At 65.9% G+C, this 25,541-nt stretch carries 27 protein-coding genes; 11 read left to right on the plus strand and 16 right to left on the minus strand.

Annotated features, from left to right (window positions below; all coding sequences use genetic code 11):
* Positions 1-135 precede the first annotated feature (135 nt).
* Entirely contained in the window at positions 136-729 is a 594-nt protein-coding gene (locus IEW01_RS13700; protein ID WP_188528622.1) for a hypothetical protein, read from the minus strand.
* A gap of 627 nt (positions 730-1,356) precedes the next feature.
* Here IEW01_RS13700 and IEW01_RS13705 point away from each other — a divergent pair.
* A complete protein-coding gene (locus IEW01_RS13705) occupies positions 1,357-2,349 on the plus strand; it encodes a LysR family transcriptional regulator (protein WP_188528624.1) in 993 nt (330 codons plus the stop codon).
* 31 nt (positions 2,350-2,380) lie between these two features.
* Here the strand turns inward: IEW01_RS13705 and IEW01_RS13710 are convergent, their stop codons facing one another.
* Both IEW01_RS13710 and IEW01_RS13715 read right to left on the minus strand, forming a co-directional pair.
* The gene (locus IEW01_RS13710) at positions 2,381-2,641 is read right to left on the minus strand and encodes a hypothetical protein (RefSeq protein WP_188528626.1); all 261 of its coding nucleotides are present in this window, start codon (positions 2,639-2,641) and stop codon (positions 2,381-2,383) included.
* 66 nt (positions 2,642-2,707) lie between these two features.
* Complete coding sequence (locus IEW01_RS13715; protein WP_188528628.1) at positions 2,708-3,115, minus strand: pentapeptide repeat-containing protein; 408 nt, start codon at positions 3,113-3,115, stop codon at positions 2,708-2,710.
* 198 nt (positions 3,116-3,313) lie between these two features.
* On the opposite strand from IEW01_RS13715, the gene IEW01_RS13720 reads away from it, so the two are divergent.
* A complete protein-coding gene (locus IEW01_RS13720) occupies positions 3,314-4,684 on the plus strand; it encodes a tetratricopeptide repeat protein (RefSeq protein ID WP_188528630.1) in 1,371 nt (456 codons plus the stop codon).
* 22 nt (positions 4,685-4,706) lie between these two features.
* Here IEW01_RS13720 and IEW01_RS13725 read toward each other — a convergent pair whose 3' ends face one another.
* The 7 genes from IEW01_RS13725 to IEW01_RS13755 form a co-directional block, all read right to left on the minus strand.
* Positions 4,707-5,693 (minus strand): FAD:protein FMN transferase, encoded by a 987-nt coding sequence (locus tag IEW01_RS13725; RefSeq protein ID WP_188528632.1) that lies wholly within the window; start codon positions 5,691-5,693, stop codon positions 4,707-4,709.
* Positions 5,690-7,888, minus strand: coding sequence for a NosR/NirI family protein (locus IEW01_RS13730; protein WP_188528634.1), 2,199 nt, complete (start codon positions 7,886-7,888; stop codon positions 5,690-5,692). Before IEW01_RS13730 ends, IEW01_RS13725 begins: the two co-directional genes overlap by 4 nt.
* Positions 7,860-8,387 (minus strand): pentapeptide repeat-containing protein, encoded by a 528-nt coding sequence (locus tag IEW01_RS13735; protein WP_188528636.1) that lies wholly within the window; start codon positions 8,385-8,387, stop codon positions 7,860-7,862. The genes IEW01_RS13730 and IEW01_RS13735 overlap by 29 nt, the downstream gene beginning before the upstream one ends.
* A 292-nt stretch (positions 8,388-8,679) precedes the next feature.
* Positions 8,680-10,875, minus strand: coding sequence for a xanthine dehydrogenase family protein molybdopterin-binding subunit (locus IEW01_RS13740; protein WP_188528638.1), 2,196 nt, complete (start codon positions 10,873-10,875; stop codon positions 8,680-8,682).
* A 10-nt stretch (positions 10,876-10,885) separates the two neighbouring features.
* Positions 10,886-11,347: a (2Fe-2S)-binding protein gene (locus IEW01_RS13745; protein ID WP_188528640.1), complete on the minus strand. Its 462-nt coding sequence runs from the start codon at positions 11,345-11,347 to the stop codon at positions 10,886-10,888.
* Between the two features lie 386 nt (positions 11,348-11,733).
* Complete coding sequence (locus IEW01_RS13750) at positions 11,734-12,042, minus strand: hypothetical protein (protein WP_188528642.1); 309 nt, start codon at positions 12,040-12,042, stop codon at positions 11,734-11,736.
* 121 nt (positions 12,043-12,163) lie between these two features.
* On the minus strand, positions 12,164-12,349 hold the full coding sequence (locus tag IEW01_RS13755; RefSeq protein WP_188528644.1) for a hypothetical protein: 186 nt from the start codon (positions 12,347-12,349) through the stop codon (positions 12,164-12,166).
* Between IEW01_RS13755 and IEW01_RS13760 the strand changes: the two genes are divergently transcribed.
* Positions 12,348-12,734 carry a hypothetical protein gene (locus IEW01_RS13760; RefSeq protein ID WP_188528646.1) on the plus strand — a complete coding sequence of 129 codons (387 nt, stop codon included), beginning with the start codon at positions 12,348-12,350 and terminating at the stop codon, positions 12,732-12,734. The two genes, IEW01_RS13755 and IEW01_RS13760, sit on opposite strands and share 2 nt — an antisense overlap.
* Before the next feature lie 71 nt (positions 12,735-12,805).
* Here the strand turns inward: IEW01_RS13760 and IEW01_RS13765 are convergent, their stop codons facing one another.
* The 5 genes from IEW01_RS13765 to IEW01_RS13785 are packed head-to-tail and all read right to left on the minus strand — an operon-like array spanning position 12,806 to position 17,036.
* Positions 12,806-14,131: a c-type cytochrome gene (locus IEW01_RS13765; RefSeq protein ID WP_188528648.1), complete on the minus strand. Its 1,326-nt coding sequence runs from the start codon at positions 14,129-14,131 to the stop codon at positions 12,806-12,808.
* A 40-nt stretch (positions 14,132-14,171) separates the two neighbouring features.
* Entirely contained in the window at positions 14,172-14,966 is a 795-nt protein-coding gene (gene soxA / locus IEW01_RS13770) for a sulfur oxidation c-type cytochrome SoxA (protein ID WP_188528650.1), read from the minus strand.
* On the minus strand, positions 14,963-15,370 hold the full coding sequence (gene soxX / locus IEW01_RS13775; RefSeq protein WP_188528652.1) for a sulfur oxidation c-type cytochrome SoxX: 408 nt from the start codon (positions 15,368-15,370) through the stop codon (positions 14,963-14,965). The genes soxA and soxX overlap by 4 nt, the downstream gene beginning before the upstream one ends.
* A gap of 53 nt (positions 15,371-15,423) precedes the next feature.
* Positions 15,424-16,707 carry an NAD(P)/FAD-dependent oxidoreductase gene (locus tag IEW01_RS13780; RefSeq protein ID WP_188528654.1) on the minus strand — a complete coding sequence of 428 codons (1,284 nt, stop codon included), beginning with the start codon at positions 16,705-16,707 and terminating at the stop codon, positions 15,424-15,426.
* On the minus strand, positions 16,704-17,036 hold the full coding sequence (locus tag IEW01_RS13785; RefSeq protein WP_368855199.1) for a c-type cytochrome: 333 nt from the start codon (positions 17,034-17,036) through the stop codon (positions 16,704-16,706). The genes IEW01_RS13780 and IEW01_RS13785 overlap by 4 nt, the downstream gene beginning before the upstream one ends.
* A 164-nt stretch (positions 17,037-17,200) precedes the next feature.
* Between IEW01_RS13785 and IEW01_RS13790 the strand changes: the two genes are divergently transcribed.
* On the plus strand, positions 17,201-18,031 hold the full coding sequence (locus IEW01_RS13790) for a thiosulfate oxidation carrier protein SoxY (RefSeq protein ID WP_229738263.1): 831 nt from the start codon (positions 17,201-17,203) through the stop codon (positions 18,029-18,031).
* A gap of 185 nt (positions 18,032-18,216) precedes the next feature.
* A complete protein-coding gene (locus IEW01_RS13795) occupies positions 18,217-18,414 on the plus strand; it encodes a hypothetical protein (RefSeq protein WP_229738264.1) in 198 nt (65 codons plus the stop codon).
* A gap of 81 nt (positions 18,415-18,495) precedes the next feature.
* Here IEW01_RS13795 and IEW01_RS13800 read toward each other — a convergent pair whose 3' ends face one another.
* A complete protein-coding gene (locus IEW01_RS13800; RefSeq protein ID WP_188528781.1) occupies positions 18,496-19,257 on the minus strand; it encodes a DeoR/GlpR family DNA-binding transcription regulator in 762 nt (253 codons plus the stop codon).
* Between IEW01_RS13800 and glpD the strand changes: the two genes are divergently transcribed.
* The 6 genes from glpD (at position 19,245) to IEW01_RS13830 (ending at position 25,449) form a co-directional block, all read left to right on the plus strand.
* Positions 19,245-21,113, plus strand: coding sequence for a glycerol-3-phosphate dehydrogenase (gene glpD, locus IEW01_RS13805; RefSeq protein ID WP_188528662.1), 1,869 nt, complete (start codon positions 19,245-19,247; stop codon positions 21,111-21,113). The two genes, IEW01_RS13800 and glpD, sit on opposite strands and share 13 nt — an antisense overlap.
* Before the next feature lie 13 nt (positions 21,114-21,126).
* The gene (locus tag IEW01_RS13810; RefSeq protein ID WP_188528664.1) at positions 21,127-22,215 is read left to right on the plus strand and encodes an ABC transporter ATP-binding protein; all 1,089 of its coding nucleotides are present in this window, start codon (positions 21,127-21,129) and stop codon (positions 22,213-22,215) included.
* A gap of 11 nt (positions 22,216-22,226) precedes the next feature.
* Positions 22,227-23,303, plus strand: a complete 1,077-nt coding sequence (locus IEW01_RS13815) for an ABC transporter ATP-binding protein (protein ID WP_188528666.1) — start codon at positions 22,227-22,229, stop codon at positions 23,301-23,303.
* A gap of 133 nt (positions 23,304-23,436) precedes the next feature.
* Complete coding sequence (locus IEW01_RS13820; RefSeq protein WP_188528668.1) at positions 23,437-24,306, plus strand: carbohydrate ABC transporter permease; 870 nt, start codon at positions 23,437-23,439, stop codon at positions 24,304-24,306.
* Positions 24,307-24,309: 3 nt separating this feature from the next.
* Positions 24,310-25,161, plus strand: coding sequence for a carbohydrate ABC transporter permease (locus IEW01_RS13825; RefSeq protein ID WP_188528670.1), 852 nt, complete (start codon positions 24,310-24,312; stop codon positions 25,159-25,161).
* 12 nt (positions 25,162-25,173) lie between these two features.
* Positions 25,174-25,449, plus strand: a complete 276-nt coding sequence (locus IEW01_RS13830) for a DUF2160 domain-containing protein (protein WP_188528672.1) — start codon at positions 25,174-25,176, stop codon at positions 25,447-25,449.
* The last annotated feature ends 92 nt before the right edge of the window (positions 25,450-25,541 follow it).

Here is a 25,541-nt window from a genome sequence, read left to right on the forward strand (position 1 = left end):
TGTGGAGGCGGGCGGGGTCATGTTGCGGTGATTATACCGTCCGGATGCGGGCCGGTCACGCCATACCGGCGCGTCGCGTCGTTTACCGCGTCCGCCGCTGGGGCCGGCGAAACGCCGGCCCCAGCAGTCATCGGGTCATGCGGGTGTTTGTCCGGGGTAACACCTTTCATCTTCTTCGCAGGGTGGTGTAAGCTTTGGGGGCAAATCTTGCGGGGGGCATTTGTCGCCCTCACACTCGGGCTCACTTTCGCCTCTTTTCGCAACACCGCCCGGCGCGACGCGCGGCCAGGTTCCGCAGCTGTCGTAGACCTCGGGCACCCGGTCGGTCATCAGCTGCGCCACGTCGGGGCAGATGCCCGACAGGGTCTCGGCGAGCGGCTCGAAGAAGAGCTGGCGATGGCCGAGTTCACAAAGCATCTCGTCGGACGGGCTTGTGTTGCCCGCGGCGGCGGCCGTCCAGTCGATGTTGCACAGTTGCTCGGGGCAGGACTTGGCCATCTCGATCGTGGCCTGGGTGAGGAGGTCCTGGTCTTTCAAGGCTGCCAGGAGCGACGGCGTTGCCGGCCCGCTCCAATCCCAGCTGCAGATATCGCCGGGCATGTTGAAGACGATCGGCTCTTCGGCTGTCTGCGCCGACAGGGCACCCCCCGACGCGAACAGCGCCGCGGCGGCGAGCGTGGAGATCTTCAATCCCGATGACCTCCACATATGGGTGACAAGCTCTTTCATCTATCCATCCTCCTAATTGCTAAAAAATTCGCGCCTGCGGGCAGGTCACGAATTGCCGCCATTATGCGCTTTCCACGCCTCGGAGTCATGATCTGAGTCACGAAAACCGCCATGAAACCGGGATTTTTTCGGGGGCTCGGCGGAGGAAGCGGCACGCGGGATTGGCGTTGAACCCGGTTCGGACCGGCCAGATCGGCGCGCCGGAGGGGGCGAGCAAAGGCCGGGCAGGGGCGCGGTCAGGGCGGTGAAACGGGGGCTGCGGGCCGGGGTTCCAGGCGAGGCTGTCGAGGCATTGGCAAACCGGACGCGGCGTCGAGACGGTGCGCGCGCCGGTTCTTCGCTTGAAACGCCGCGAATCTGCGGATACTCAATGATCGGTCATGCGGAATGACCGAAGCGCGCGGCTCCCAACTCCAACAAGAGCGTCAGATTCACGACGAGTTCCCCCGGGGCCAACTGCCGAACCCGCGTGATCTGGTCCCGAGCAGTGGTGTTTCGAGTTTTCCTGTCGGCTTCGAGGGGCCGGGGGCGTGAGTGATCGAAGCGCGCTCCGGGTTGCGTATGGTCTCTGATGCCGCAGGCCCGGCGCAGGGCGAGTTCGTCCGCCAACGTGACGTGAGGGAGCAAATGAAAGTCTCACTACGGCAACTGGAGATCTTGCAGGCCATCGCGGTTGCCGGCTCGATCAGCCGCGCGACGCGGCGCCTTGGCATGTCGCAGCCGAGCATCTCGCAGCAACTGGCGAAAATGGAAGAGGTTCTGGGCGCGCAGCTCTTCGTGCGCGGGCGCAATCCGCGCACCGAGCTTACCCCGGCGGGAGAGTTCTGGGCCGACGCGGCCTCGCGTATCCTGACCTCCGTCGACGCCGCCGAGACCCTGCACCAGGATCTGTTCGACGAGCGGGGGCTCAATCTGAGCTTCGGCACGACGCCGTCGCTCACCGGGCGCTTTACCGAGCTCGTGGCCAGGATCGCGGTGTCGATCCGCCCGTTCTCGCGGTTCGACCTGGTCTGGGCGATCAATTCTTACGAGCTGATCGAGCTTCTGATGACGCACCGGATCAACGTGGCGGTGCTGAGTTCGGAAAGCGTCGCGGCGCATCGCTCCTCGCTGAACCTGCTGCCGCTCTACGAAGACAAGATCGTCTGGGCGGTGCCCGATTCCATTCCGGAGGAGATGATCCGGGACTGCCTCGCCGAGGGCAGCGCGCCGAACCAGTGCGAAAGCCTGCAGCGCTACGCGGATCTGGACGGGATCGCGCCGTGGTTCGGCAAGACGCGCAACTGGTATCGCGGCGTTCTGCCGTTCGCCCAACCCTATTTCGGCTGCATGACGCATGAAAGCGCGGTGCAGATCGTCGCCGCCGGGCTGGCGACCTGCCACACGCCGATTTCGCTGATCCCCAACCTTTCGGCCAGCGTGCGCGAGCGGGTCCGGTTCTACGAGGTGGAGGAAAGCGCGCGGGAAGTGATGCTGGCGATGCCCAAGCACCTGGCCAGCGTGCGGCCGTTCTCGGATTTCGCCGAGCAACTGGCGACTTCGGTCCGCAAGGAATACAGTTCCCCCGATCTGGAGATCCGCCCGCTGCCACTGCCCGATGGGGCAAGGGCCGGGTTGTGAGCCTTTGCGGGCGGGGCCGGCGCCGGCCTCGTCACTCGGCGGCGCGGGCGGTCCACGGCGAGAGGCATTGCATCACGTCGCGGCCGGTGCTGCGTGCGAGCACGAGTTGCAACCCGTCTTCATGCTGCCGCGCCTCGTAACTGGCCGAGTAGCCGCGATCGAATTCGTCCCACAGGGCGGCTTCGCAGGCTGCGCGCGTCGGGAAGCTCTGCAGGACCGTGCCATGCCCGACGGATACGGTGCCATCGGCCAGCACCGTCACCGCGATTATGAACCAATGCGCGAGTTCCATCTGTTTCGGCCCCTTTCCCGGGCGACAGGGCGACAAGGCGGAAAACGCGGCGCCGAAACGCCGGCCTCAGCAGCCGTCGTCGTTCTCCGTGCCGTCGGGCATGATCGTGTCGCAGAACGTGACGCCGGCAAGTTTTGCCCCGTCGATGTCGGCCCCGGTCAGGTCGGCCCCGATGAGGCTGGCCCAGGACAGATCCGCCCCGCTCAGATCGGCGTTGCGCATCCGCGCGCCTTCGAGGTTCGCGCCGTAGAGATTGGCGCTCGAGAGGTCGGCCTCGTTCATCACCGCGTCGACGAGGTTGGCGGCGCCGCCCAGTTCGGCGCCGTAGAGGTTGGCCCAGCGCAGATCGGCGTCGCTCAGGTCGCATCCCTCGCAGGTCTTGGTGTCTTTCAACTGCGCCAGCGCGGCTTCGTCCCAGGCAAGGGTTGCGGCCGGCAGACAGGTGATTACGATAGCGGCTATTATCCTGATCATCGAAGACCTCCGTTTCCGTGCAAGGCCCATCAGGGGTAACATGCGTGAACATCGTTTGAACAGGGAAATGGATTTCGAAATGGCGGAGCGAGCATCGGTGCCGGTCAACAGAACACCCCCCTGTCGCGTTGCTCTCGGTGGAGCCTCGATCTGCCGCGACGCTGGTTTACCGCACCTCGACCGAATTGCGTCGTCACGATGAAGCGCTTGCGGATCGCCCTTGTTCTGGCCGGTGCGCTGGGCTGGACGCATCCAACCACGGCCGCCGACCTGCCCGCCTGCGCGCCGCCGACGAGCGCCTGCCTGCTGCAGGAGGCGGGCACGGCGGCCGAGGGGCTCGATCGCCAGCTGGAGCGCGACGAGGCCCGCTTCGAGATCGCCGCCGCGATGGCCCGGCTCGGATTGCTGGACGCCGCGTCGCAGGAGGCCGCCGGGATCGAGAACGCCTCGATCCGGGCCGGCGCCATGGGGGAGATCGTGCGCGGGGCCGCCCGGCAGGGCGATTTTGCCTTCGCCTATGATGTGGCGGTCGCGATCGCCGACGCCCGCAACCGATCGGCCAAGGTGCAGGCGCTCGAGGCGCTTGCGATCGCGCAGGCGGCGGCGGGCGATATCGACGGCGCCTTCGCCACCGTTATCGCGATCGACAATCCCTATCGGCGGTCGCAGGCGCAGGCGGAAATCGCCGCATCGGTGGCGCGCTCCGGCGATATTCCCGCCGCGATCAGGGCGGCGAGCCGGATCGCGATGGATTACTGGTTCACCGACGATCAGCAGCAAGGCAAGATCGCGAGCGGCCTGGTGGCGCGGACCGATGAATTCGACCAGTTCTGGTTTCACGAGGCGCTGGTGACCATCGCCGGGATCCAGGCGAGCGCCGGCGATATCGTCGCCGCGCTGCAGACGGCGCAGGCGATCCCCGATCTCGGCGGGCGGTCGCGGGCGATGGGGCGGATCGCGGCGGAGCAGGCGGGGCAGGGCGATATTGCCGCCGCGCGCGAAACCGCGCGCCGCATCGCGGCGGCCTACGGCGACCGTGACGCGATGGTGGCGATCGCCGACGGCATGGCGGCGCAGGGCGATTTTGCCGCGGCGCTCGATCTCGCGCGCCGGATCCAGGCCGCCTACGGCGAAGGCGCGGCGCTGGTCGCAGTGGCGACGCGGCAGGCAAGGGCAGGGGCGTTCAAGGCCAGCCTCGCCACCGCCGCCGAGATCGACGATGTCGACGACCTGATCCACGCCCGCGCCGCGATCGCGCAGGAATTGGCCCGTGCGGGCGAGGAGGCGGCTGCCCTCGACGTGGTGGCGCAGATCCCGGATCGACGGCTGCGGTTCGACACGGTGCAGGCGATCACCGAGGTGCTCGCCACGTCGGGCGAGGTCGCCCGCGCCATCGACCTGGCCGAGACCTTCGCAAGCCGGGGCGACCTGGCCGAACTGGTTGCCGAAGTGGCGCTGGCCCAAGCCCGCGCGGGCGATCTCGACGGCGCCGTGGCGACGGCGCGCAGCGTGGATGACGGCATGTTCCGCGCCATCGCGCTGGCCGGTATCGCCGCGCTGATCCCCTGATCTGGCGCTCACTTTCCCGCCGTCAGAGCTGCAAGACGGTGCCGTCGGCGCGGGTCAGAATCGCGCGCGTCGAGGCATGGCCGGCAAGCAGGGCCGGGGCGGCGCTCTCTCCGGCGACGTAGATCGCGGTCGACAAGCCATCGGCGAGCGTGGCGCGGGGCGCGATGACCGCGACCTGGGCGAGCCGGTTGGCGCTGATGCCGGTTTTCGGATCGAAGATGTGGTGCCGGGAGGCATCGCCGAACCGCAGCCCGTAGCCGCCGGAGACCGAGAGCGATGCGTCGGCCAGCGCCACGCTCCGGCTCGTGCGGTGCGGCTGCAGCGGGTCGACCAGCCCGATGGTGAACGCTGTGCCGTCCGGTGCGTGGCCGAGCGCGCGGGTTTCGCCCAGCTCGATCACCGCGTTCTCGAACCCCTCGTTGCCGAGCAGGTCGGTGATGCGGTCGGTCACGTAGCCCTGCGCGATGCCGTTGAGGCTGGCCGACATGCCCGGCCGGTCGAACCGGATCGCGCGCCGGCTGGCCGAAACCCGGGTGTGGTCGACCGCGCGCAGCGCCGCCGCGAGCCGCGCCGGGTCGGGCGCGGCACCCGAACGCGCGGTTTCGGCGTAGAGCCGCCACAACGGCTGGATCGTCGGGTCGAACGCCCCGCCGCTTGCCTCCGCGATCCGGCGGCTTTGATCGAACACGTCGAAAAGGTCGCGCGAGGGCGTGCCGATCCTTCCATCGCGGTTCAAGCGCGAAAGCTCGCTCTCGGGCCGGTGCAGGCTGAACACGGCTTCCAGCCGCGCGATTTCGGCCTGCATCCGCAGCATCGCCCGTTTCGCCACGCCCGGATCGGGGTGCCACAGCGTCATGTGGGCCACCGCGCCGAGGGCCTCGCCGTGCCATTGCACCGGCTGGGGCTGCCCGCGAACCCGGCGCAGCGCCAGCACCCCGAGCGGGATCGAAACCCCCGCGGCGAGGATGCGCAGCGCCCGGCGGCGGCTGAGGGGAGGGCGGGAGCTCATGCGAAGTTTCCCCCGAGCTTGGCGGCCTGCGCCGGTGCCGCCGCGGGCTGGCGCTGTTCGCGCTCCTTGCGCTTGCGCAGCTTGGCCAGCGGCGGGCAGCGGCGGTCGTCGTAATACTCGACCTGGCAGTCGAGGCACTGGAAGCACTCTGCCATGATGATCTTGCCCGAGCTTTCGATCGCGCGCACCGGGCAGGAGCGTTCGCACAGGTGGCACGGGTTGCCGCATTCGGGCCGGCGCTTCAAGAGGTCGACGAGGTGCAGCCGGTCGAGGATCGCCAGCGCCCCGCCCAGCGGGCAGAGAAACCGGCAGAACGCGCGCTCGGTGAACAACCCGATCAGCAGCAGCGCCACCGCGTAGATCACGTAAGGCAGCCCGCGCACGAACTTCGCGGTGATCGCCGTCTTGAACGGCTCGACCTCCTCGGCGACCATCGCCGCGCCGGGCGCGATCACGATCAGCACGAGGATCACCGCGAGCGAGAGGTATTTGCCGTTCCACAATACCCGTTGGAGTCGTTCGGACGGGTTCCACTGCGGCAGTCTGAGCGCCCGCGCGGCCTGCGCCAGGAGCTCCTGCAGCGCCCCGAACGGGCAGAGCCAGCCGCAGAACACGCCCCGGCCGAGCAACACCAGCGAGATCGCGGTGTAGATCGAGAGGATCACGATCAGCGGCTCGGCGAGGTAGAAGGCGAGCGAAAGATCGACGAAGGGCGCCTTGAGGTAATTGACGAGGTGCACGATCGAAAGCTGCGCGCTGGCGATCCAGCCGATCCAGACGAGGGTGAAGGCGAGAAAGCCGTTGCGCACCCACCGGTGCAGACGGCGGCGGCGGGTGAGCGGGCCCTGCAGCGCGAGGATGCCGGTGAGCGCGACGAGCGCGACCAGCAGGATTGCGATATCGCGCTGGCCTTCGACCCAGGGCTCCAGCCAGACCGGGGCCGGCTCGGGTTCCGGCATCAGGATGTATCCCGGCGGCAGGGTGTAATCCAGGCTGGCCAGCACGAAGGGCGCGCGGGTGCCATCGGGGCGGAGCGCGGCGGCGTGAAGCTCGGCGCGCCATGGCTTCATCGGGTCGAAGCCGCTGTCGGCGGGCAGCACGAGGATGTCGGCGACCTTGCCACGGGTGAAGATCACGTCCTGCTTGGCGAAACTGTAGCTGCGGGGGCCTTGGGTGATGCTCACCCGGTCGAAGCGAAAATCGTTGGAGAGGTTGTTGAACCGGGTGCCGCGGTGATCGTAGACGCCGCCCAGGGTGGCGACGAAAATCCCCATCGTGCCTTCCGGCATGCCGTTTATCAGCGTGTCGTAGGGTTCGAGGCCGGTGCCGTTGCGGCCGATCATCGGCGGGTTGGCATAGCCCGCGACGAAATCGACATAGGTTTCGTCCGGCCCGCCGGTCATCGGCACTTCGGGCAGCAGGTCGCCAAGGCCGGCCTTGCGCATGGCGGCTTGCAGCGCCCGGTTGGTGATCTGCGCATTCACCAGCCCGCCGTCGGCCACCAGCTCCTCGGGGCTTCTGGGCTTGAAATTGATCATGTCGATCGTCGGTTCGGTGACGACGATCTCCTCGGTGCGGTAGCGCAGCACCATCCGCGCGCCCTCCTGCACCGCGTTGCGCATCGCCCGCGCCGAGATTGTCGCACCGGCCACGAAGGACGGCGGCAGGCCGGTCTCCGCACCCAGCCGGGCTTCGCCACCTTCCATGGCGTGCAGGAACTGGACCAGCCGTGCGGTGCGGGGGGCGTCGTTCAAGAGGTATGGCTCGGCGTGAAACAGCACCAGCGCGCCGGTGATACGGCCTTCGAGGGTGACCCCGGCGACCACGTCGAACGGCGTGCTGGAGTAGCCAGGCGCGCGCAGCACGTCGAGGGTGGAGAAGACATAGCCGACCATCTCGTCGCCCCGGTAGGCGGCGGCGGCGACCGGGCCGTCATCCTCGACCATCTCGAGCCGGGTGGTGCCGGGGTAGATCACCTCGATCCGGTTCGGGGTGAGCCGGTCGAGCAGCGGGGCCGGGCCGGCCTCGTCGCCCTGCGCGGTAGCGGCTCCGGGGGCGACCAGCAGGCACAGCGCGAGGCAAAGCAGGGCCCGCAGCGCCGCCGCAAAGCCGCGCCGGTCACGCCGTGGCGGCGCGCGGCGCGCCCGGGGGGCCATGCCCCTTGTGTCAGCAGTCGCGGTCAGCATGGGTTCCATCCGGCATCCGGGTTTCGCACAGCAGGGCCGTGTCCAGTCGGGTTTCGTCGATCACCGCCCCGCTCAGGTCGGCGCGGTGCAGCGAGGCGGTTCCAAGGTCGGTCCGGCGCAGGGTCGCCCCGGCGAGGTTGGCGGCGAACAGGTTGGCCCCGCTGAGGTCGGTGCCCGAGAGGTCGGCGCCCGAAAGGTCGGCGCCGGTCAGGTTGGCCCCGGACAGATCGGCGCCGGAGAGATTGGCGGCGGTGAGCGTGGCGTAGAACAGGTTGGCGCCGCGAAGGTCGGCGCCGCCGAGCTGCGCCGACGAGAGATCGGCCCCGATCAGGCGGCTGTAATAGAGGTTGGCGCCGGAAAGATCGCTGCCCGCGAGGGTCGAGGCCCTGAGATCGGCGCGCGCGAGGTTGGCGCCAGCCAGATCGCAGCCGAGGCAGGCGAGGCTGCGCCGAAACGCCACCAGGTCGGCCGGGTCCCAGGCCCACGCCAGTGTGGGCGTTGCTGCCATAACCACCGCTGCGACAAGATTTTTCAAGGCTCACAATCACCTGTAGAGTTCGAACCCCTGGCCCTGATCTTTCCTGAAGGTCAGGCGCTGCGCCCGTCAATCCCGGTTTCGCGCCGTCCGCCAGGTTCAAGCCGGCCCCGGGCCGCCGCCCGACCGGCCTGGTTGGTGCCGCTGTCCCCGTGGTCTCGGCCATCAATCCCGTCTGGTCAAAGAAGGGGCCAAGCTGGCCCCTCCTGTTTTCTCGCATGTGTGTCTGTCGCGTGGGCGGGGCCCGGTCGAGCCCCGCGCCGCGTCAGAGTTCCGCCTTCGAGATCGGTGTCGACCGAACGCGGTTGCCGGTGGCGAAGAAGATCGCGTTCGCCACCGCTGGCGGAGTCGGCGGACCGGCGGGTTCGCCAAGGCCGCCCCACCAGCCGTCTTCCGACATTTCGAGGTGAACCTCGATTTCCGGCGGCGTGTCGGGCATCTTCATCACCGGGTAGGAGTCGAAGTTGGTGTTCACGATCCTGCCGTCGCGCAGCATCAGGCCGCCGAACATGGCGTGGCTGAGTTCCCAGATCGCGGAGCTCTCGGCCTGTTCGGTGGCAACCAGCGGGTCGATCACGTAGCCGCTGTTGATGAAGTACTGCAGCTTGTCGACGAAGAGCTGGCCCCTCCGGCTCACCGCCACGGTGGCGACGCAGCCGGCGATGGTGCCGTGCGATTCGACGACCGCGCAGCCCATGCCTTCGCCGCCGCCCATGTCGGTGGTCCAGCCGGATTTCTCCTTCATCGCCATCAGCACGCGCTGCCAGGGTTCGTTGCCCTCGGTCATCTTGATCCGCCATTCCAGCGGATCCCAGTCGCCGGCCAGCGCCAGTTCGTCGACCATCTGCTCGACGATGAAGCCGTTGGAGTTGGCCCCCGGCGCGCGGTGATACCCGATCGGGATGTGGTTCTGGACCGCGCTGTATTCATGCCGCCGGTTCGGAACGAGATAGGGCATGTTGGCCACGGCCCGCTGCGAGAAGACGGGCATCTTCTCTTCGCCGACGAAGTGGGTGACCAGCGCCACGGGCAGGCCATCTTCGCCAAGCGCCGCCTTGTAGTTGCCCCAGACGGGCGGGCGCTGCGAGTCCTGCGCGATGTCTTCCTCGCGGCTGCGGATCACCTTGACCGGGCGGCCGACCGCCGCCGAGATCGCCGCCGCCTGGCGGTGCACGTCCATGTTGTAGCCGCCGCCGAAGCCGCCGCCGAGGTACGTCTGGTGCAGGAAGACGTTGGTGGTTTCGCGGCCGAGCTGGTCGGCGACCTCGTTGAGCGACCGGGCGATATCCTGGGTGAAGGTCCAGACATCGACGCGGTCATCCTTCACGTCGGCCACGGCGCAGGGCGGCATCATCGTCGCGTGGGTTTCGAAGGGCCGCGAGTAGACCTCCCCGATCACCTGGCGGTCCGATGCCTCGATCAGCCCGGGCACGGCCTCGTGATTGACGCCCTTGTCGAGGTTCTTGCCGAGATTGCCGTCTTCGTCGAGCAGCAGGGTGCCCGGACCGGAGAGCAGTTGCATCGCCTCGGCGGTCTGGCTGTCGTAGCTGATCGAAGCGCCGCGGCCATTGTCCCAGACGATGGGCATGACGGCGAGCGCGTTCTTGGCCTGGTACCAGCTCTCCGCCACGATCGCGACGGCGCTGCGCAGGTCGGTGAAGGCCGGAACATCCTTGGTCTGCTCCAGTTCCACCACCGCGATCACGCCGGGCATGTCCTTGACCGCGTCGAAATCGTAGCTGACGAGCTTGCCCTCGGGCACCGGGCAGGCCTGAACCGCGGCATGCACCATGTCGGGCACGGTCACGTCGATCGGGTAGATCGCGGTGCCGTTGGTCTTCAGCGGCACGTCGAGGCGCTTCACGTCCTTGCCGAGCAGCCACCAATCGCCATAGGCCTTGATCGCGGGTTCTTCCTCGAGGGTGATCTCGGCGGCTTCGGCGGCGAATTCGCCGTAGCTGCCCTGGATCGTGCCCTGCTCCTCGTGATCGGCGGTCAGGAAACCCTGCTTGGCGACCACCCGCTCGAGCGGCACCTGCCAGCGGTTCGCCGCCGCCACCCGCAGGCGTTCGCGCGCCGAGGCGCCGGCCTGCATGATGTAGGGATGCCGGCGCGACACCGTGGTCGAGCCGCCGGTGGAGGTGGTTGTGTAGAGGTTGTTGTTGTTCACGTGGCGGTTCGCGTCCGCGAAGACGTGGCGCACGTTTTCCCACGGGATATCAAGCTCTTCGGCCACCATCATCGGCACGGCGGTGAAGGCGCCCTGGCCCATCTCGGTTTGCGGCGTGACGATGCTGACGATGTTGTCAGGGTCGATCGTCAGCCAGGCGTTGATCTCGACAGCGCCGCCGTCGGTCGCGGCTTCGGCCATGACGGGAAGGTGGAACCCGATCATGATGCCGCCCGCGGCGGAGGTCGAGAATTTCAGGAAGTTGCGTCGTGTGAGATTCATATCGTTCATGACTTCCCCCTTATGCCTTGCTCAGTTCGGCTGCCCGATGGATGGCAGCGCGGATGCGTGGATAGGTGCCGCAGCGGCAGACGTTGCCCGCCATGGCCTTGTCGATCTCGTTGTCCGACGGTTCGGGGTTGCGTTCGAGCAGGGCCACGGCCGACATGATCTGGCCGGACTGGCAGTAGCCGCACTGGGGCACGGTCAATTCCTGCCATGCGAGCTGAACCGGGTGGTCGTTGCCTTCCGAAACGCCTTCGATGGTCCGGATCGACTTGCCCACGGCGGTCGCGACCGGCGTGTTGCAGGAGCGCACCGCGTTGCCGTCGACGATCACGGTGCAGGAGCCGCACTGCGCGATACCGCATCCGAATTTCGTGCCGTTCAGGCCCGCCTTTTCACGGATCGCCCAGAGCAACGGCATTTGTGGGTCTGCGTCTATCTCGAAGTCTTCACCGTTGATATTCAGCGTTAGCGCCATGTGTTTTCCTCCCTTAGAGAATTGCCAAGCCGGATTTTTTCGCGCCTCGCGAGGCGCACCGCGCAGAAGTATATTCGCGCGCCCGCTGAAAAGCGGATTCGCTCCTCCTGACGACGGGGTTCGCGCTCCCTTGCGGTCCTGCTATCCATAAGATGGCAACGGACGGGCAGCCTCAACAGAATTAGAGATCCGAAAGGCTATACGTAATATTGGATATCGTTATATTGTTAGATACGAATTCGTCTATTTAACCGCCCGCAGAAGCGGCAGCCTTCAAGGTGCGCGGCGCGAACGCTTGCTTCAACGGTCAAAAAAGGCGCACGGCCATGGGCCGCACGCCTCGCGCCGGGGGCAGGGCGCGGGTTCTGCCGCGATCGCGGCTCCGGTTACTTGTCTTCGCTAGAATAGGTGCAATAGACGCCGGTATCGCTGCCGTTGTGATACAGCGTTCCGGCCTCGAGATCGAACCTGTATTCGCCGAACTCCCCGGTCAGCAAGATGGCCTCCTCCTCGACCGTCACCTCGGCCATGCCGATGTTCTCGACCTCCTGCGAGGATTGGCTGGTGTCGATGGTGTAGATGTCGAAATCGAGCATCCCGGTGCAATTGGCGATGATCGTTTCGGCCGATACCGCCTGCGGCAGCATCACGACAGACAGGGCCAGGGCCGCAGGAAGGTTTCGCGCAATGGTCATTTCGATGCTCCTTCGTGATTTCCGCTGTTTTCGCGGCGATGCCTCGGCCCCGCCGGAATGTCTCGAATACGGTATAACGTGCTCGCCGCTGCAGTTCATATCTGGCGGCACGATGATTTATTCAAGAGTTATATTCTGACGCGGCCGGTTGAAAAGGCAAGCCGACCTTGCGCAAGTTTTTGTCATCTCCGGCCTTCGCGCTTTCTTTTGCGGGCTGGTCGATTATCATCACGTGAATTCCCGGTTTTCCGTCCCGTTTTTTCCGGCGGGGGCCGACCATCAGCGCGAGATGCGAAAGGGAAAACATGATCCGAAAGGCACTTCTGGCATCGTTTCTTCTCTGGTCGAGCGCCGCGATGGCGCAGGACGCCACGCAAGCCGATGGCTCCGGCATGGCCGTGGCCGAACGCCGACCGGTGGTGCCCGAACCGTTCCTGCGCACCAGTGACGCGGTGGCGCTGTGCCTGAGTTCGGAGCCCCGCTGGGTCGATTTCTGCAACGGGCTGGCGCAGGGCTACGCGGAATACGCCATGCTGCACGACAAGGCCTGCATCCCCTATGGAACAACCCGCCGGGAACTGGTGGAGGTGTTCATCGGCCCCGACGTGGTGGTGAGCACCGGCTATATCGACGATCTCCCCGCCTTCGAAACCGCGCTCGAGATGTTCATCAAGCATTTCCCCTGTGATTGACCGGCCATCCCGGGCCGCGCGTGGCGCGCGCCCCGGGGATCCTGGCCTGGCAAGCGGCCGGGTGCCGGCCCTCAGTGGGTGCCGGCTTCCTTCGCTTCGCGGTGGGCCGTGGCCGCCGCCTGCAGGCCGTCCCATTCCGGCGCGTCGCTGAAGTGCCAGCGCACATATGCGGCGACCGCGGCGAGGTCTTCGTCGGAAAGCTCGATCGCCTGCATCTTGCGGGTCGAGACGCCGTAGGGCGGCGCGATGCCGTAGCGGACCGCGTTGAACAGGTTCTGGGGCGACGGGCCGTTGACCGCGTAGGTCAGGCCGAGCGAGATCGGCTGGGTGTCGGAGATGCGCTCCTTGTGACACTCGGCGCATTTGTCGGCAAAGACGTCGCGGCCGGCGATCAGCGTCGGATCGGTGATCTCCTCGTCGTAGAGCGTGCCCTCGACCGGCGGCCAATCCAGCGCCGCGGCCTCGGCGATGATCGCGTCGCGCTCATCGCCGGATTGTTCCGGCGTGATCGCGGCGAACCAGGCCGCGATGGCGAACACGTCGTCCTCGTCGGCGAAGTAGAGATGATCGGCCACCTTCGTCATCGGGCCGCCGGCGATTCCATGCGCCTCGCTCCACCCGTCGAAAAGGTAGTCGGCGTAATCGTCGAGCGTCCAGGCGACCGGGGAGATCGAGTGATCCGCGAGCGGCGGCGCCAGCCAGCCCTCGGCCTCGCCGCCTTCATAGGCGCGGTCGGCGACCACCGCCCCAAAGGCGTTGCGCGGCGAGTGGCAGGCGGTGCAATGGCCCAGCGAGGCGGCCAGGTAGGCGCCGCGGTTCTGTTCGTCGTCGAGCGCGGGATCGGGGGTGAAGGGCGTTTGATCGAGGAACAGCAGCTTCCACCCGGCCAGCAGCGGCCGGAACGAGAACGGGAAGGGCAGCGCGTTTTCCTGGTCTTCCGCCACCACCGGCGTTCGGGTCATGAAGTAGGCATAGAGCGCCTGCAGATCCTCGTCGCGGGTCTTGGTGAAGCTGTCGTAGGGGAAGGCGGGGTAGAGGTGATTGCCCTCGCGGTCGATCCCCTCGCGCATGGCGCGGGCGAAGGCATCATAGCTCCAGCTGCCGATCCCGGTTTCCGGGTCGGGGGTGAGGTTGGTGGAATAGATCGTGCCGAAGGGGGTCGGCAGCGCGAAGCCGCCGGCGTAATCCTCGCCTCCGGGCGCGGTGTGGCAGGCCGAACAATCCCCGACGAGCGCGAGCAGTTCGCCGCGTTCGATCTCCTCGTCGGAGAAGGTCGGCGGGGTGGCGGTGTCGATCGGGTCGAGCGTCGGGGCGCTGGTCGCCCAGACAAGCGCGCCGGCGCCGGCCAGAACGATCGCGCCGGCCCCGATTCCGATGAATTTTACTACTGATCTCATGCGTGCTGTTCCCACATTCTCGTTTTCTCGATGGTTGTTCTCACCGCCGCACCCCGGGGGCCTCGATTTCCAGGCCCGCTCCCCGTTCGGCGAGGAACAGTTCCAGGGCGACGAAGTCCTCCGACCCGCGGTCGAAGGGTTCTGCGCGAATGGATTTCATGCACCATTCGAACATCCTGTGGCGGGAGCCTGGCTCCCCCCAGGTCAGCCGGTAGATCGGGAAGGCATTCACATGCCCCTGGCTGATCACGTCTCCGCGCAGGCGCAGGCCCGCATTGTCGTCGTGGCATTGCGCGCAGGAGAGGTTGAGCTGGCCCCGGCGCGTCTCGTAAAGCGCCCGCCCGCGTTCGAGAACCGGCCGCGCTTGCGGCGTGATCTCGGGGCGCATCTCCATCCCGCGCGATTGCAGGGAGATCAGGGCCGTCAACGCGAGGATCTCGGGCGAGTCATAGGCCAGCGCCGGCGCCTGCATCCGGTCGGCCACTTCCGACTGGATCTGCAGGTCGAGATTGAGCACCCGTCCCGCCTCGGGGGCGAACAGCGGGTAACGCGCTGCAACGCCGCGCATCGCCTCTTCCACCGGGCCGTGGCAATCGGCGCAGGACAGGCCTTCGGCGCCCATCGGCTGCTGCCAGAGCGCCAGCCCCTCCTCGACGAGAAAGAACCCCGGGTTGAGGAAATCGTCGTCCTGCAGGGCCTGGGTCGCGGGCTCCATGTAGGTGTAGCCGGAACGAAGCTCTTCGGCGTTGGCGGCGGGGGCGGCAAGGCAGCCGGCGGCCAGCGCCGCGAGAAGGCCGCGCCGCATCGGATCGGGCTGGGATGACCGGTGCTTCATTCGCCCCGCTCCTCGGTCAGCGTCAGCACGAAGGCGACGACATTCTCGACCTCCTGCGCGCTGTAGATCGTCTGCCCGCGACGGGCCTCGGCGACGTTAAGCAAGCCCTCGATCGAGAAATACGGCGGCATCATCGTGTCGGGGTTCATGCGCCGGGCATCGACGATCCGCGCCCTGATCTCGCCCTCGGTCAGGTGCGAGGCGATCCCGTCGAGCGGCGGTCCGATCTCGCCCTGGTCCTTTTCGTCGAGCCGCGCGATCTCGTGGCAGATCAGGCAGCTGACGCGCCCCATGTCGCGCACAAGCGCCTCGCCGCGCACCGGATCGCCCGGCCTGTCGGTCAGCGGGGGCAGGGCTTCGGCACGGGCCACGCCGGCGCAAGCCGCAAGCAGGGCCGCCGCCATGGCAGCCTGCTGAAAGGGCAAGCCCTTTCCCGCCGTTCCTCGCGATCGCCGTTTCACGCCCCGAACAACTCCTGCGTGATGTTGGCATACCATCCCCGGGCATAATCGGCCTCGTCGCGGCGAAGCTGCGGCAGATCGCCGGCCTCGCTGGTGCCGCCGCTGTCGGGCAGGCTGGAGAGGCGATTGTTGCCGGTCTCGCTGCGGTAGACGCCGGCGACGGAGATGCCGTATTCCGGGCCGACGAGGCTGTAGCAGGTGTTCATCAGGTAGGCCCGCTCCGGGGTGCGCTGCGCCAGCAGCGCCGCGACGGCATGGGCGCAGGCCTTGCCCTGGGTCGAGGCCGAAAATCCGCTCTTTGGCATGTCGCCGACGATCGCCGCGTCACCGATCACGTGGACATGCTCCGCCTCGCGCGATTCGAAGGTGAGGCCGTCGATCTCGCACCACAGCCCGGTGCCGGTAAGGCCCGCGTCCCTGACGATCGACGCCGCGCTCTGCGGCGGGATCAGGTTGATGACGTCGGCCTCGAAGCTCTCGAAATAGGTCTCGATCCGCCGCGCGCCGGCGTCGATCGCGCTCAGCCCGCCGTGGTCCGAGAACGGCACGAAGCTGATCATGCCGGGATAGAGCGCCTCCCAGCCTTCCGTGAACAGGCTTTGCTTCGAAAACTGGTTCTTGCCGTCGACGATGAGCACCTTGGCGCTCGGGTTGTGCTGGCTGAGGTAATGCGCAACGAGGCTGGCCCGTTCGTAGGGCCCGGGCGGGCAGCGGAACGGGTTGTCGGGCGGCGCGATGATCACGGTTCCGCCTTCCGGCATGGCCTGGATCTGGTCGCGCAGCATCAGGGTCTGCGCCCCGGCCTTCCACGCGTGGGGCAGGCTGGCCGCCATTCCGGGATTGCCGCCCGGAAGCGCGTCCCAGACGAAGTCGATCCCCGGCGACACGATGGCCCGGTCATAAGCCAGCCTGTCGCCCGATTGCAGCACGACCTCGCGGCGGTCGGGCGCCAGCGCGGCGGCGGGATCGACCCGAACCTCGACCCCCTCGGCCCTGAGCGCGTCATAGGAGAAGGTGATTTCCGAAATCTCGCGCAGCCCGGCGATCACCAGGTTGGAGAAGGGGCAGGTGCTGAACTCGGGGGCGTCGGTGACGAGCGTCACCCGGATGTCGGGCGCCACCCGGCGCAGGCTGCGCGCGGCCGAGGCGCCGCCGAACCCGCCGCCGATCACCACGACGTGTGCAGAGCCCTGCGCGAGCGCCGGCGCCGAGAGCAGCGGCGCGCTCAGGGCCGCGCCGGCGTAGCCGAGCGTTTGCCGGCGTGTGAGGCGCGCGCTCATTGTTCCGGCCCCGTCAGCGCGGCGAAGTAGGCCGAGATCTCGACGATCTCCGCGTCCGACAGCGGCCCCACCAGCCGCCCCATGATCGTGCCCTGCCGCGCGCCGTCGCGGTAGCCGCGAAGCGCCGCGTCGAGTTCGGCCACGTCCTGCCCGGCGATCGTGGGAATCGCGCCAAGGCTCACGCCGCCCGGTCCGTGGCAGGAGGTGCAGGACTCGGCATTCACCGGGCGCGCCTCCTGGGCCGCCCCGGCACTGGCCAAGCCGAACGCGCACACTGCGCCCGCCGCGGCGACACCGCGGGCAATGCGCCTTGCATGATGAAAAATCATCAATCTCCTCCATCGCTTATCCTCAAGATGGCAGGGATCGGCATTGGGATAGTCAATCTAATAGATAGGAAAAGGCGTGCGGCGGATGTTTACGATGATCGCGTGGCGGGGCGTGCCTCTCGGCCACCCCGTCCTCGTGCGACCCGAAAATGGAGTTCCCTGCTGTGACACGTCGTTCGCCCGGCCCCCCGATCCCGATTTCCGCCTCCCGCGCGCCATGGTCGCGCCGGTCGGTGCTTGGGGCGGGGCTCGCGCTGTGCGCGCTCCCGGCGCGCGCCGACGAGGCCGACATGCTGGCGGCGATCGCCAGGGACTTCGACGCCGAAGAGCTTCAGCCCGGCAGGATCGAGATCACCATGCCGGAGTTTTCCGACTCGGGCCAATCGGTGCCGATGGACCTTTACGTGCCGGCCGACATGACACCGGAGGATCATCCGCGCGTGGTGAGGGTCTACGCCGCGCGCAACCCGCGCCCGCGGGTGATCGCGCTCTATTTCACCCCGGCCTGCGGCGAGGCCTGGGTCAGCACCCGCGTCCGGCTCGACTCGTTTCAGGACGTGGTCGCCGTGGCCGAGATGGCGGACGGCGAAACCTTTCGCGCGGTGCGCCGCGTCAACGTCACCTACGGTGCCTGCGAGGAGGCCGTGGCGAACAACCAGTTCCCCCTCGGCTGGCAGCCGAAAATCAGGATCAGCACGCCGGACCAGGTCGCGCCGGGTGAGATCTTCACGGTGCGCACGATCATCAATCACCCGATGGAAACCGGCCTGCGCTACAATTCCAGCGGCCTGCTTATCCCGGTGCGGATCGTCGAACGCTTTAGCTGCCGGATCGGCGGCGAGGAGGTTTTCGGCGCCAAGCTCGAACCCGCGATCGCCTCGAACCCCTATCTCGCGTTCAAACTGCGCCTCGACGAAAGCGCCGACCTCGAGTTCGAATGGCTCGACACCACCGGCGAAGTCTACCGCCGCAGCGCCCGCGTCGAAGTGGGCTGAGCGCCAGCGGGGGTTTGTGGCACGCTGGAATACGAGTTCACCCACGGCACCTGGCGCGGCGCCATCGCGCATGATCACTCGGGAAATCCCGCCGGGGCTTTGGCTACGCCGAACGGATTCTGACCAATTGGCGGCGCAACCCGGCGGCGGTGGATGTCATTGCCGCGGATGAAAGCCTTTCCGACGTGTCTCGCCTCGCGGCCAACCTGGTCGATCTCGGGGTGATCGACGAGATCGAGGCGGAATACTTCGTCGCGGTCGTGGTGTCGGATCGCGACGAGGTCGCCGACGCGTTTGCGGTAGAGGGGGTGGATGGCCGTCTCTACGTCTCCCTGAGCGATTTGGCCGATGTGCCCTTCGAGGATCGCGAAGCGGCCCGGTGATCGTTGCGGCTGGCCAATTCTTTCAGCGGCGCGCGCAGCACGACAGTTTGGCGCGCGATCAATCTTGTGACGCCATGACGTTCAGGACGGAACGACGACCTTCGTTCCCCAGGACTGGCAGGCCGAGGCGAGTTCGGGCGGGAGGGGCTGGTCGGTGAAGAAGGTATGAATATCGGCAAGCGACGCGATGCGGGCAGGGGCGCTACGGGTCAACTTGCTCTGGTCGGCCACCAGGAAGGTCTTGCGCGACTGGCGCAGGATCGCCTGGCTTACGCTGACTTCCTGGATGTCGAAATCCAGCAGGTCGCCTTCACGGTCGAGCGCCGAACACCCGATCACCGCCAGGTCGAACTTGAACTGTTTGATGGTTTCGGTCGCGAGGTTTCCGATCAGGCCGCCATCGGCGCGGCGAAGCTGGCCGCCTGTCAGGATAACGTCGCACTTGGCGTTGCCCGCCAGAATGTTGGCAACATTCATGTTGTTGGTGACCACCATGAGGTTTTCATGGTGCATCAGTTCCACCGCGACCGCTTCGGTCGAGGTTCCGATGTTGAGAAACAGGGAAATGTTGTTCGGGATTTCCGCCGCACAGGCCCGCGCGATCGCGCGCTTGGCCTCCGATTTCAGCGACCGGCGCTCCTCGTAACCGATGTTGGCCGTGCCCGAGCGCAGAACCGCCCCGCCGTGCACGCGTTCCAGCCGGCCGGCCTCGGCCAGGTCGGTGAGATCACGGCGAATGGTCTGCAGGGTCACGCCAAAATGTTCCGCGAGTCCCTCGACCGTCACTTTTCCTTCTCTGCGCGCGATCTCGAGAATTTCGGGGTGACGGAATGTTTGCGACACTTTCAGCCTTTCAAATTTGCCCGCACTGGCGAACTGACCGGGGACGTTCGAATGAGAAGAGATTCGCCAGAAACGAACAAAAAGCAATCAAAAACTCCCATCCGCGTAGGGACCTGTGCGGAAACACTTGGAAAATCACGGATTCGACGCCGGTCGCTGTCCAAAAATTCAAAAACGAATACAAACGAAAAAAATTCTTGCGCGACCTGGCATTGATTGCCATAAATCCGGGATCGACGCGCTTGGAGGAGATTTGCGTGGAGCATTCCGCAGACACGGCACCCCTGGATCTGTTCGTTATCGGCGGCGGCATCAATGGATGCGGCGTCGCCCGGGATGCGGCAGGGCGCGGGCTCTCGGTTGCGCTCGCCGAGATGAACGATCTGGCCTCGGCCACCTCGTCGGCCTCGACCAAGCTGTTTCACGGCGGATTGCGCTACCTCGAATATTTCGAGTTCCGCCTTGTGCGCGAGGCGTTGATCGAGCGAGAAACCTTGCTTCGGGCGATGCCGCATATCAGCTGGCCGATGCGGTTTATCCTTCCCTATCATAAAGATATGCGCTTCGAGTCGGATACGCCGACGTCGCGACTTTTGGGTCTTTTCATGCCCTGGATGAAGGGGCGCAGGCCGGCCTGGCTGATCCGGTTAGGGCTGTTCATGTATGACCGGCTGGGCGGCCGCAAGATTCTCCCGGGCACGACGACGCTTGATCTGAGGGGCTCGGCAGAAGGCGCGCCGCTGCAGGATCGCTTTGCCAAGGCCTATGAATATTCCGATTGCTGGATCGAGGATTCGCGGCTTGTGGTGCTCAATGCCCGTGATGCCGAAGCGCGCGGCGCGCGGATCATGACCCGCACCAAGGTGATCAGCGCCAGCTGCCAGGACGGGCTTTGGCGCGTCGAAACGCGCAATACCGAAACCGGCGAGGTCAAGACCCATACCGCGCGGATGCTGGTCAACGCAGGCGGTCCCTGGGTGGGCGACATCATCCAGACCAAGGTGCGGCTGAACTCGCGCGAGGGCGTGCGGCTGGTGCGCGGCAGCCATATCGTGACCCGCAGGCTCTACGATCACGACAAGTGCTATTTCTTCCAGGGGACCGACGGGCGGATCATCTTCGCCATTCCCTACGAGACCGATTTCACCCTGTTCGGCACGACCGATGCCGAGCACGACGACCCGTCCACGGAGCCCGAATGCACGCCCGAGGAGCAGGAGTACCTGCTGGCGTTCGCCAACCAGTATTTCAAGCAGCAGCTGACCCGCGACGACATCGTCTGGACCTATTCCGGCGTGCGTCCGCTCTACGATGACGGGGCCAGCAGCGCCACGGCGGCTACGCGGGACTATACTCTCAAGGTGGATACCAGCGCGGGCGCGCCTGTGTTGAACATTTTTGGCGGCAAGATCACGACCTACCGCCGCCTCGCCGAGGGCGCGATGGACAAGGTGGGAAACCACCTGCGGCTGTCGAAAGGCAAGTGGACCGCCGGCGTGCCCCTGCCGGGGGGCGATTTCCCGGTGGACGGGGCGCCGCGCCTGGTGGCCGATCTGAAAGCCCGCTACCCGTTCCTGACGGATTTCTGGGCGCAGCGGCTGGTGCGTGCATACGGAACCCAGGCCGCCGGCATTCTGGGGGATGCCGAAAAGGCGGAAGACCTCGGCCGCGATTTTGGAGCGACCCTGACCGAAGCCGAGGTCTGTTGGCTCATGGCCAACGAATACGCACGCACCGCCGAGGACGTGATCTGGCGCCGCAACAAACTGGGGCTGCGGCTGGATGCCGAACAAGTCCGCGAACTTGACGTCTGGATGGCTCGACGTCGCCAATCCAAGACCGAAGCGGCGGAATAGGGAGGAGAACCTGATGACGCTGGAATTGAAAGGCGTTTCAAAGGTGGTAGAGGGGCAGACCCACATCCACCCCACTGACCTGTCGTTGGAAAACGGCACGATGAACGTGCTGCTCGGGCCGACACTTTCGGGCAAGACGTCGCTGATGCGCCTGATGGCCGGGCTGGACGTTCCGGCGACCGGCAAGGTCTTCTGGAACGGCGAGGATGTCACCGGTCAGCGCGTGCAGGACCGCAAGGTCGCGATGGTCTACCAGCAGTTCATCAATTACCCGTTGATGAGCGTTTATGACAACATCGCCTCGCCGATGCGGCTGATGGGGGTCAACAAGGCCGAGATCGACCGCCGGGTGCGTGAGGCCGCCGAGCTGATGAAGCTGACGCCGATGCTGGAGCGCAAGCCGCTGGAACTGTCCGGCGGCCAGCAGCAGCGCTGTGCGCTGGCCCGCGCGCTGGTCAAGAATGCCGGGTTGGTCCTGCTGGACGAACCGCTGGCCAACCTCGATTACAAGCTGCGCGAAGAGCTGCGGATCGAGATCCCGAAGATCTTCGAGGCCTCCGGTTCGATTTTCGTCTACGCGACGACCGAGCCGGAAGAGGCCCTGCTGCTGGGCGGCAATGTCGCGACCCTCTGGGAAGGCCGCATCACCCAGTTCGGCTCGACTCCGTCGGTCTACCGCCAGCCCGTGGATGCCACCACGGCGCGGGTGTTCAGCGATCCGCCGATGAACTTCCTGCAGATCTCAAAGACCGGCAACCGGATCATGTTCGGCGACGGCCAGAGCGCCGACGCAACGGGCAAACTGGCCGAGTTGGCCGATGGCCGCTACACCGCAGGATTCCGCCCGAACCACCTGGAGATCGGGCAGCACGCCGCCGATGCGATGGAGTTCAAGGCAACGCTCAGCGTGACCGAGCTGACCGGGTCGGAAACCTTTATCCACCTCGATCACCACGGCGAGCGCTGGGTCGGTCTGATCCACGGCGTGCACGAGCTCGCCCTGGGCGAGGAACTGAGCGTCTGGCTGGACCCGCGCCATGCCTACATTTTCGGTGAAGACGGCAAGCTCGTTGCGCCCGCCGCCTATGCGCTTGCGGCCTGAGGGAGGACAAGATGGCCAAGATAACACTGGATAACCTCGCGCATTCCTATCTTCCCAACCCGCGATCGGAAGACGATTTCGCGCTGAAGGAACTCAACCACGACTGGGACGACGGCGCCGCCTACGCGCTGCTCGGATCGTCGGGCTGCGGCAAGTCCACGCTGCTCAACATCATCTCGGGGCTGCTGCAGCCCAGCCAGGGCCGGATCCTTTTCGACGGCAAGGACGTGACACACGCCAAGACCGCCGAACGCAACATCGCCCAGGTTTTCCAGTTCCCGGTGGTCTACGACACGATGACCGTGCACGACAACCTGGCCTTCCCGCTGCGCAACCGCGGCCGGGACGAGACTTACGTGGCCGAGCGGGTGCAGGAAATCGCCCGCATGATCGGCATGGAAGACATGCTCCACAAGAAGGCGCGGGGGCTGACGGCGGATTCCAAGCAGAAGATCAGCCTGGGGCGCGGCATGGTGCGCAAGGACGTGAACGCGTTGCTCTTCGACGAGCCGCTGACGGTGATCGACCCGCACATGAAGTGGGAGCTGCGCACCCAGCTGAAAAAGCTGCACCACGATTTCGGCCACACGATGATCTACGTGACCCACGACCAGACCGAGGCGCTGACCTTCGCCGACAAGGTCGTGGTGATGTATGACGGGCGCGTGGTGCAGATCGGCACGCCGGAGGAATTGTTCGAACGCCCCGAACACACGTTCGTGGGCTACTTCATCGGCTCGCCGGGCATGAACGTGATCCCGGCGCGGATCGACGGCAACAAGGCTTATGTGAACGGCTCCCATGTCGAGTTGGCCCAAGGTTACAAGCCGCTCGATGGCAAGGTCGAGATCGGCGTGCGCCCGGAGTACGCGAAACTGTCGATGTCCGAAGGCCTGCCGGTCAAGGTGCGCCGGGTCGAGGACGTCGGGCGCCACAAGATCATCCGGGCCGAACTTTTTGGCATAGATATCAACATCATCGCCGGTGAGGATGAGCGGGTCAGCGCCGACATGAACCGCGTCACCTTCGATGCGACTCACGTGAACGTCTATGCCAATGACTGGCGCGTGAAGGGGGAGGCCGCGTGATGTCGGGCCGTCCGGGATTGGCACGGCCACGCAATACGGAAACTCAGATCCGAGTCATGGATGGATTTGCGATTACGGCATCCGCACACACCGCGCACCATTGCGCGCAATCGTTCGGGGAGGGGGCGAAATAATGGAAAAGACGGTCAACCATAGGGCGTGGTTCCTCGTCCTGCCTGTGCTGCTTCTGGTCGCCTTTTCGGCGGTGATCCCGCTGATGACGGTGGTCAACTACTCGTTTCAGGACACCTTCGGAAACAACGAGTTCTTCTGGGCGGGCCTCGAGTGGTTCCAGCAGATGCTCAATTCCGAGCGCATGTGGAACGCGCTGGGGCGTCAGTTGATGTTCTCGGGGATCATCCTGGCGATCGAGATTCCGCTGGGTATCTTCGTGGCGCTGAACATGCCGAAATCGGGTTTCTGGTCCAGCTTCTGCCTGGTGCTGATGTCGCTGCCCTTGCTCATCCCGTGGAACGTGGTCGGCACGATCTGGCAGATCTTCGGGCGCATCGACATCGGCCTGCTGGGATACACGCTGGACATGATCGGCATCGACTACAACTACACCCAGAACGCGCTGGCAGCCTGGGTCACGATCATCGTGATGGATGTCTGGCACTGGACCTCGCTGGTCGCGCTGCTTGCCTTTGCCGGTCTGAAGTCCATTCCGGACGCCTTCTACCAGGCCGCCAAGATCGACCAGGCGTCGCGCTGGAAGGTCTTCCGCTACATCGAGTTGCCGAAGATGATGGGCGTTCTGATGATCGCGATCCTGCTGCGGTTCATGGACAGCTTCATGATCTACACCGAGCCCTTCGTGGTGACCGGCGGTGGTCCCGGCAATACGACCACGCTGTTGTCGATCGACCTCGTCAAGATGGCGCTGGGACAGTTCGACCTCGGACCGGCGGCCGCGTTCTCGCTGATGTATTTCCTCGTTATCCTACTGATCTCATGGGTGTTTTACACCGTGATGACAAACCTCGACAAGCGGGAGGGCTGAGCCATGGCCGACGTGACCGTGAACCAGAATGCCGCGCGCGGGCTGTCTTTGCCCAGGGTGAACAGCAGAGCCGTGGTGATGGCGCTGTACCTGCTGTTTCTGCTGCTGCCGATCTACTGGTTGCTGAACATGAGTTTGAAGACCAACACGGAGATCCTGAACGAATTCACGCTCGTGCCGCGCGATCTGACATTCGCCAACTACGCCACGATCCTGACCGATCCCGCCTGGTACATGGGGTATGTGAATTCACTCATCTACGTGACGATGAACACGGTGATATCCCTGTCGGTCGCGCTGCCGGCGGCCTACGCCTTCAGCCGTTACCACTTCATGGGCGACAAGCACCTGTTCTTCTGGCTGCTGACAAACCGCATGGCGCCGCCGGCGGTCTTCGCATTGCCGTTCTTCCAGCTCTACAGCTCGGTCGGCCTGTTCGACACGCATATCGCGGTGGCGCTGGCGCACTGCCTGTTCAACGTGCCGCTCGCGGTCTGGATCCTCGAAGGCTTCATGCGCGGCGTGCCCAAGGAGATCGACGAGACCGCCTATATCGACGGCTATTCCTTCGGCGGGTTCTTCGTGAAGATCTTCACGCCGCTCATCTCGTCGGGCATCGGCGTGGCCGCGTTCTTCTGCTTCATGTTCTCCTGGGTCGAGCTGCTGCTGAGCCGCACCCTGACCACGGTCGACGCCAAGCCGATCGCGGCCATCATGACCCGCACCCAGGGCGCTTCGGGCATCGACTGGGGCGTTCTTGCCGCCGCCGGTGTGCTGACCATCGTGCCGGGTGCGCTCGTGATCTGGTTCGTGCGCAACTACATCGCCAAGGGCTTTGCCCTGGGCCGCGTCTGAGGAGGAAGACCCATGGAATGGATGGCATGGACCTGGCCGACCGCGACTTTCTTCATGGTCATCGCCGCGCTGCTGATCACCTTTTCGATCCTCGCGATCAAGTTTCCGGAAGCGCCGCGTGTCGGCGTCCTGCGGATCGAGACGACGCGCGGCGATCGGCTGTTCATCACGCTTCTCGGAAGCGCCTTCATCAACCTCGCCTGGCTGGGTCTCGTCGGACCCGACAACCAGCCCTGGGCGTTGGCGGTGTGCCTCGTCTGGGCCGCAGCGGTGTTCCGCTGGGTCTAGGCGAGTCAAAACGGCGATGCCCCCTTCCACGGCCTGAGAAACCGGAATGGGGGCACCGCCTATCGAAAACCAAGTTCGACAAGAGGAGGATC

The organism is Sinisalibacter lacisalsi, assembly GCF_014640115.1.
In the GTDB taxonomy this organism is placed as follows: Bacteria; Pseudomonadota; Alphaproteobacteria; order Rhodobacterales; family Rhodobacteraceae; genus Sinisalibacter; species Sinisalibacter lacisalsi.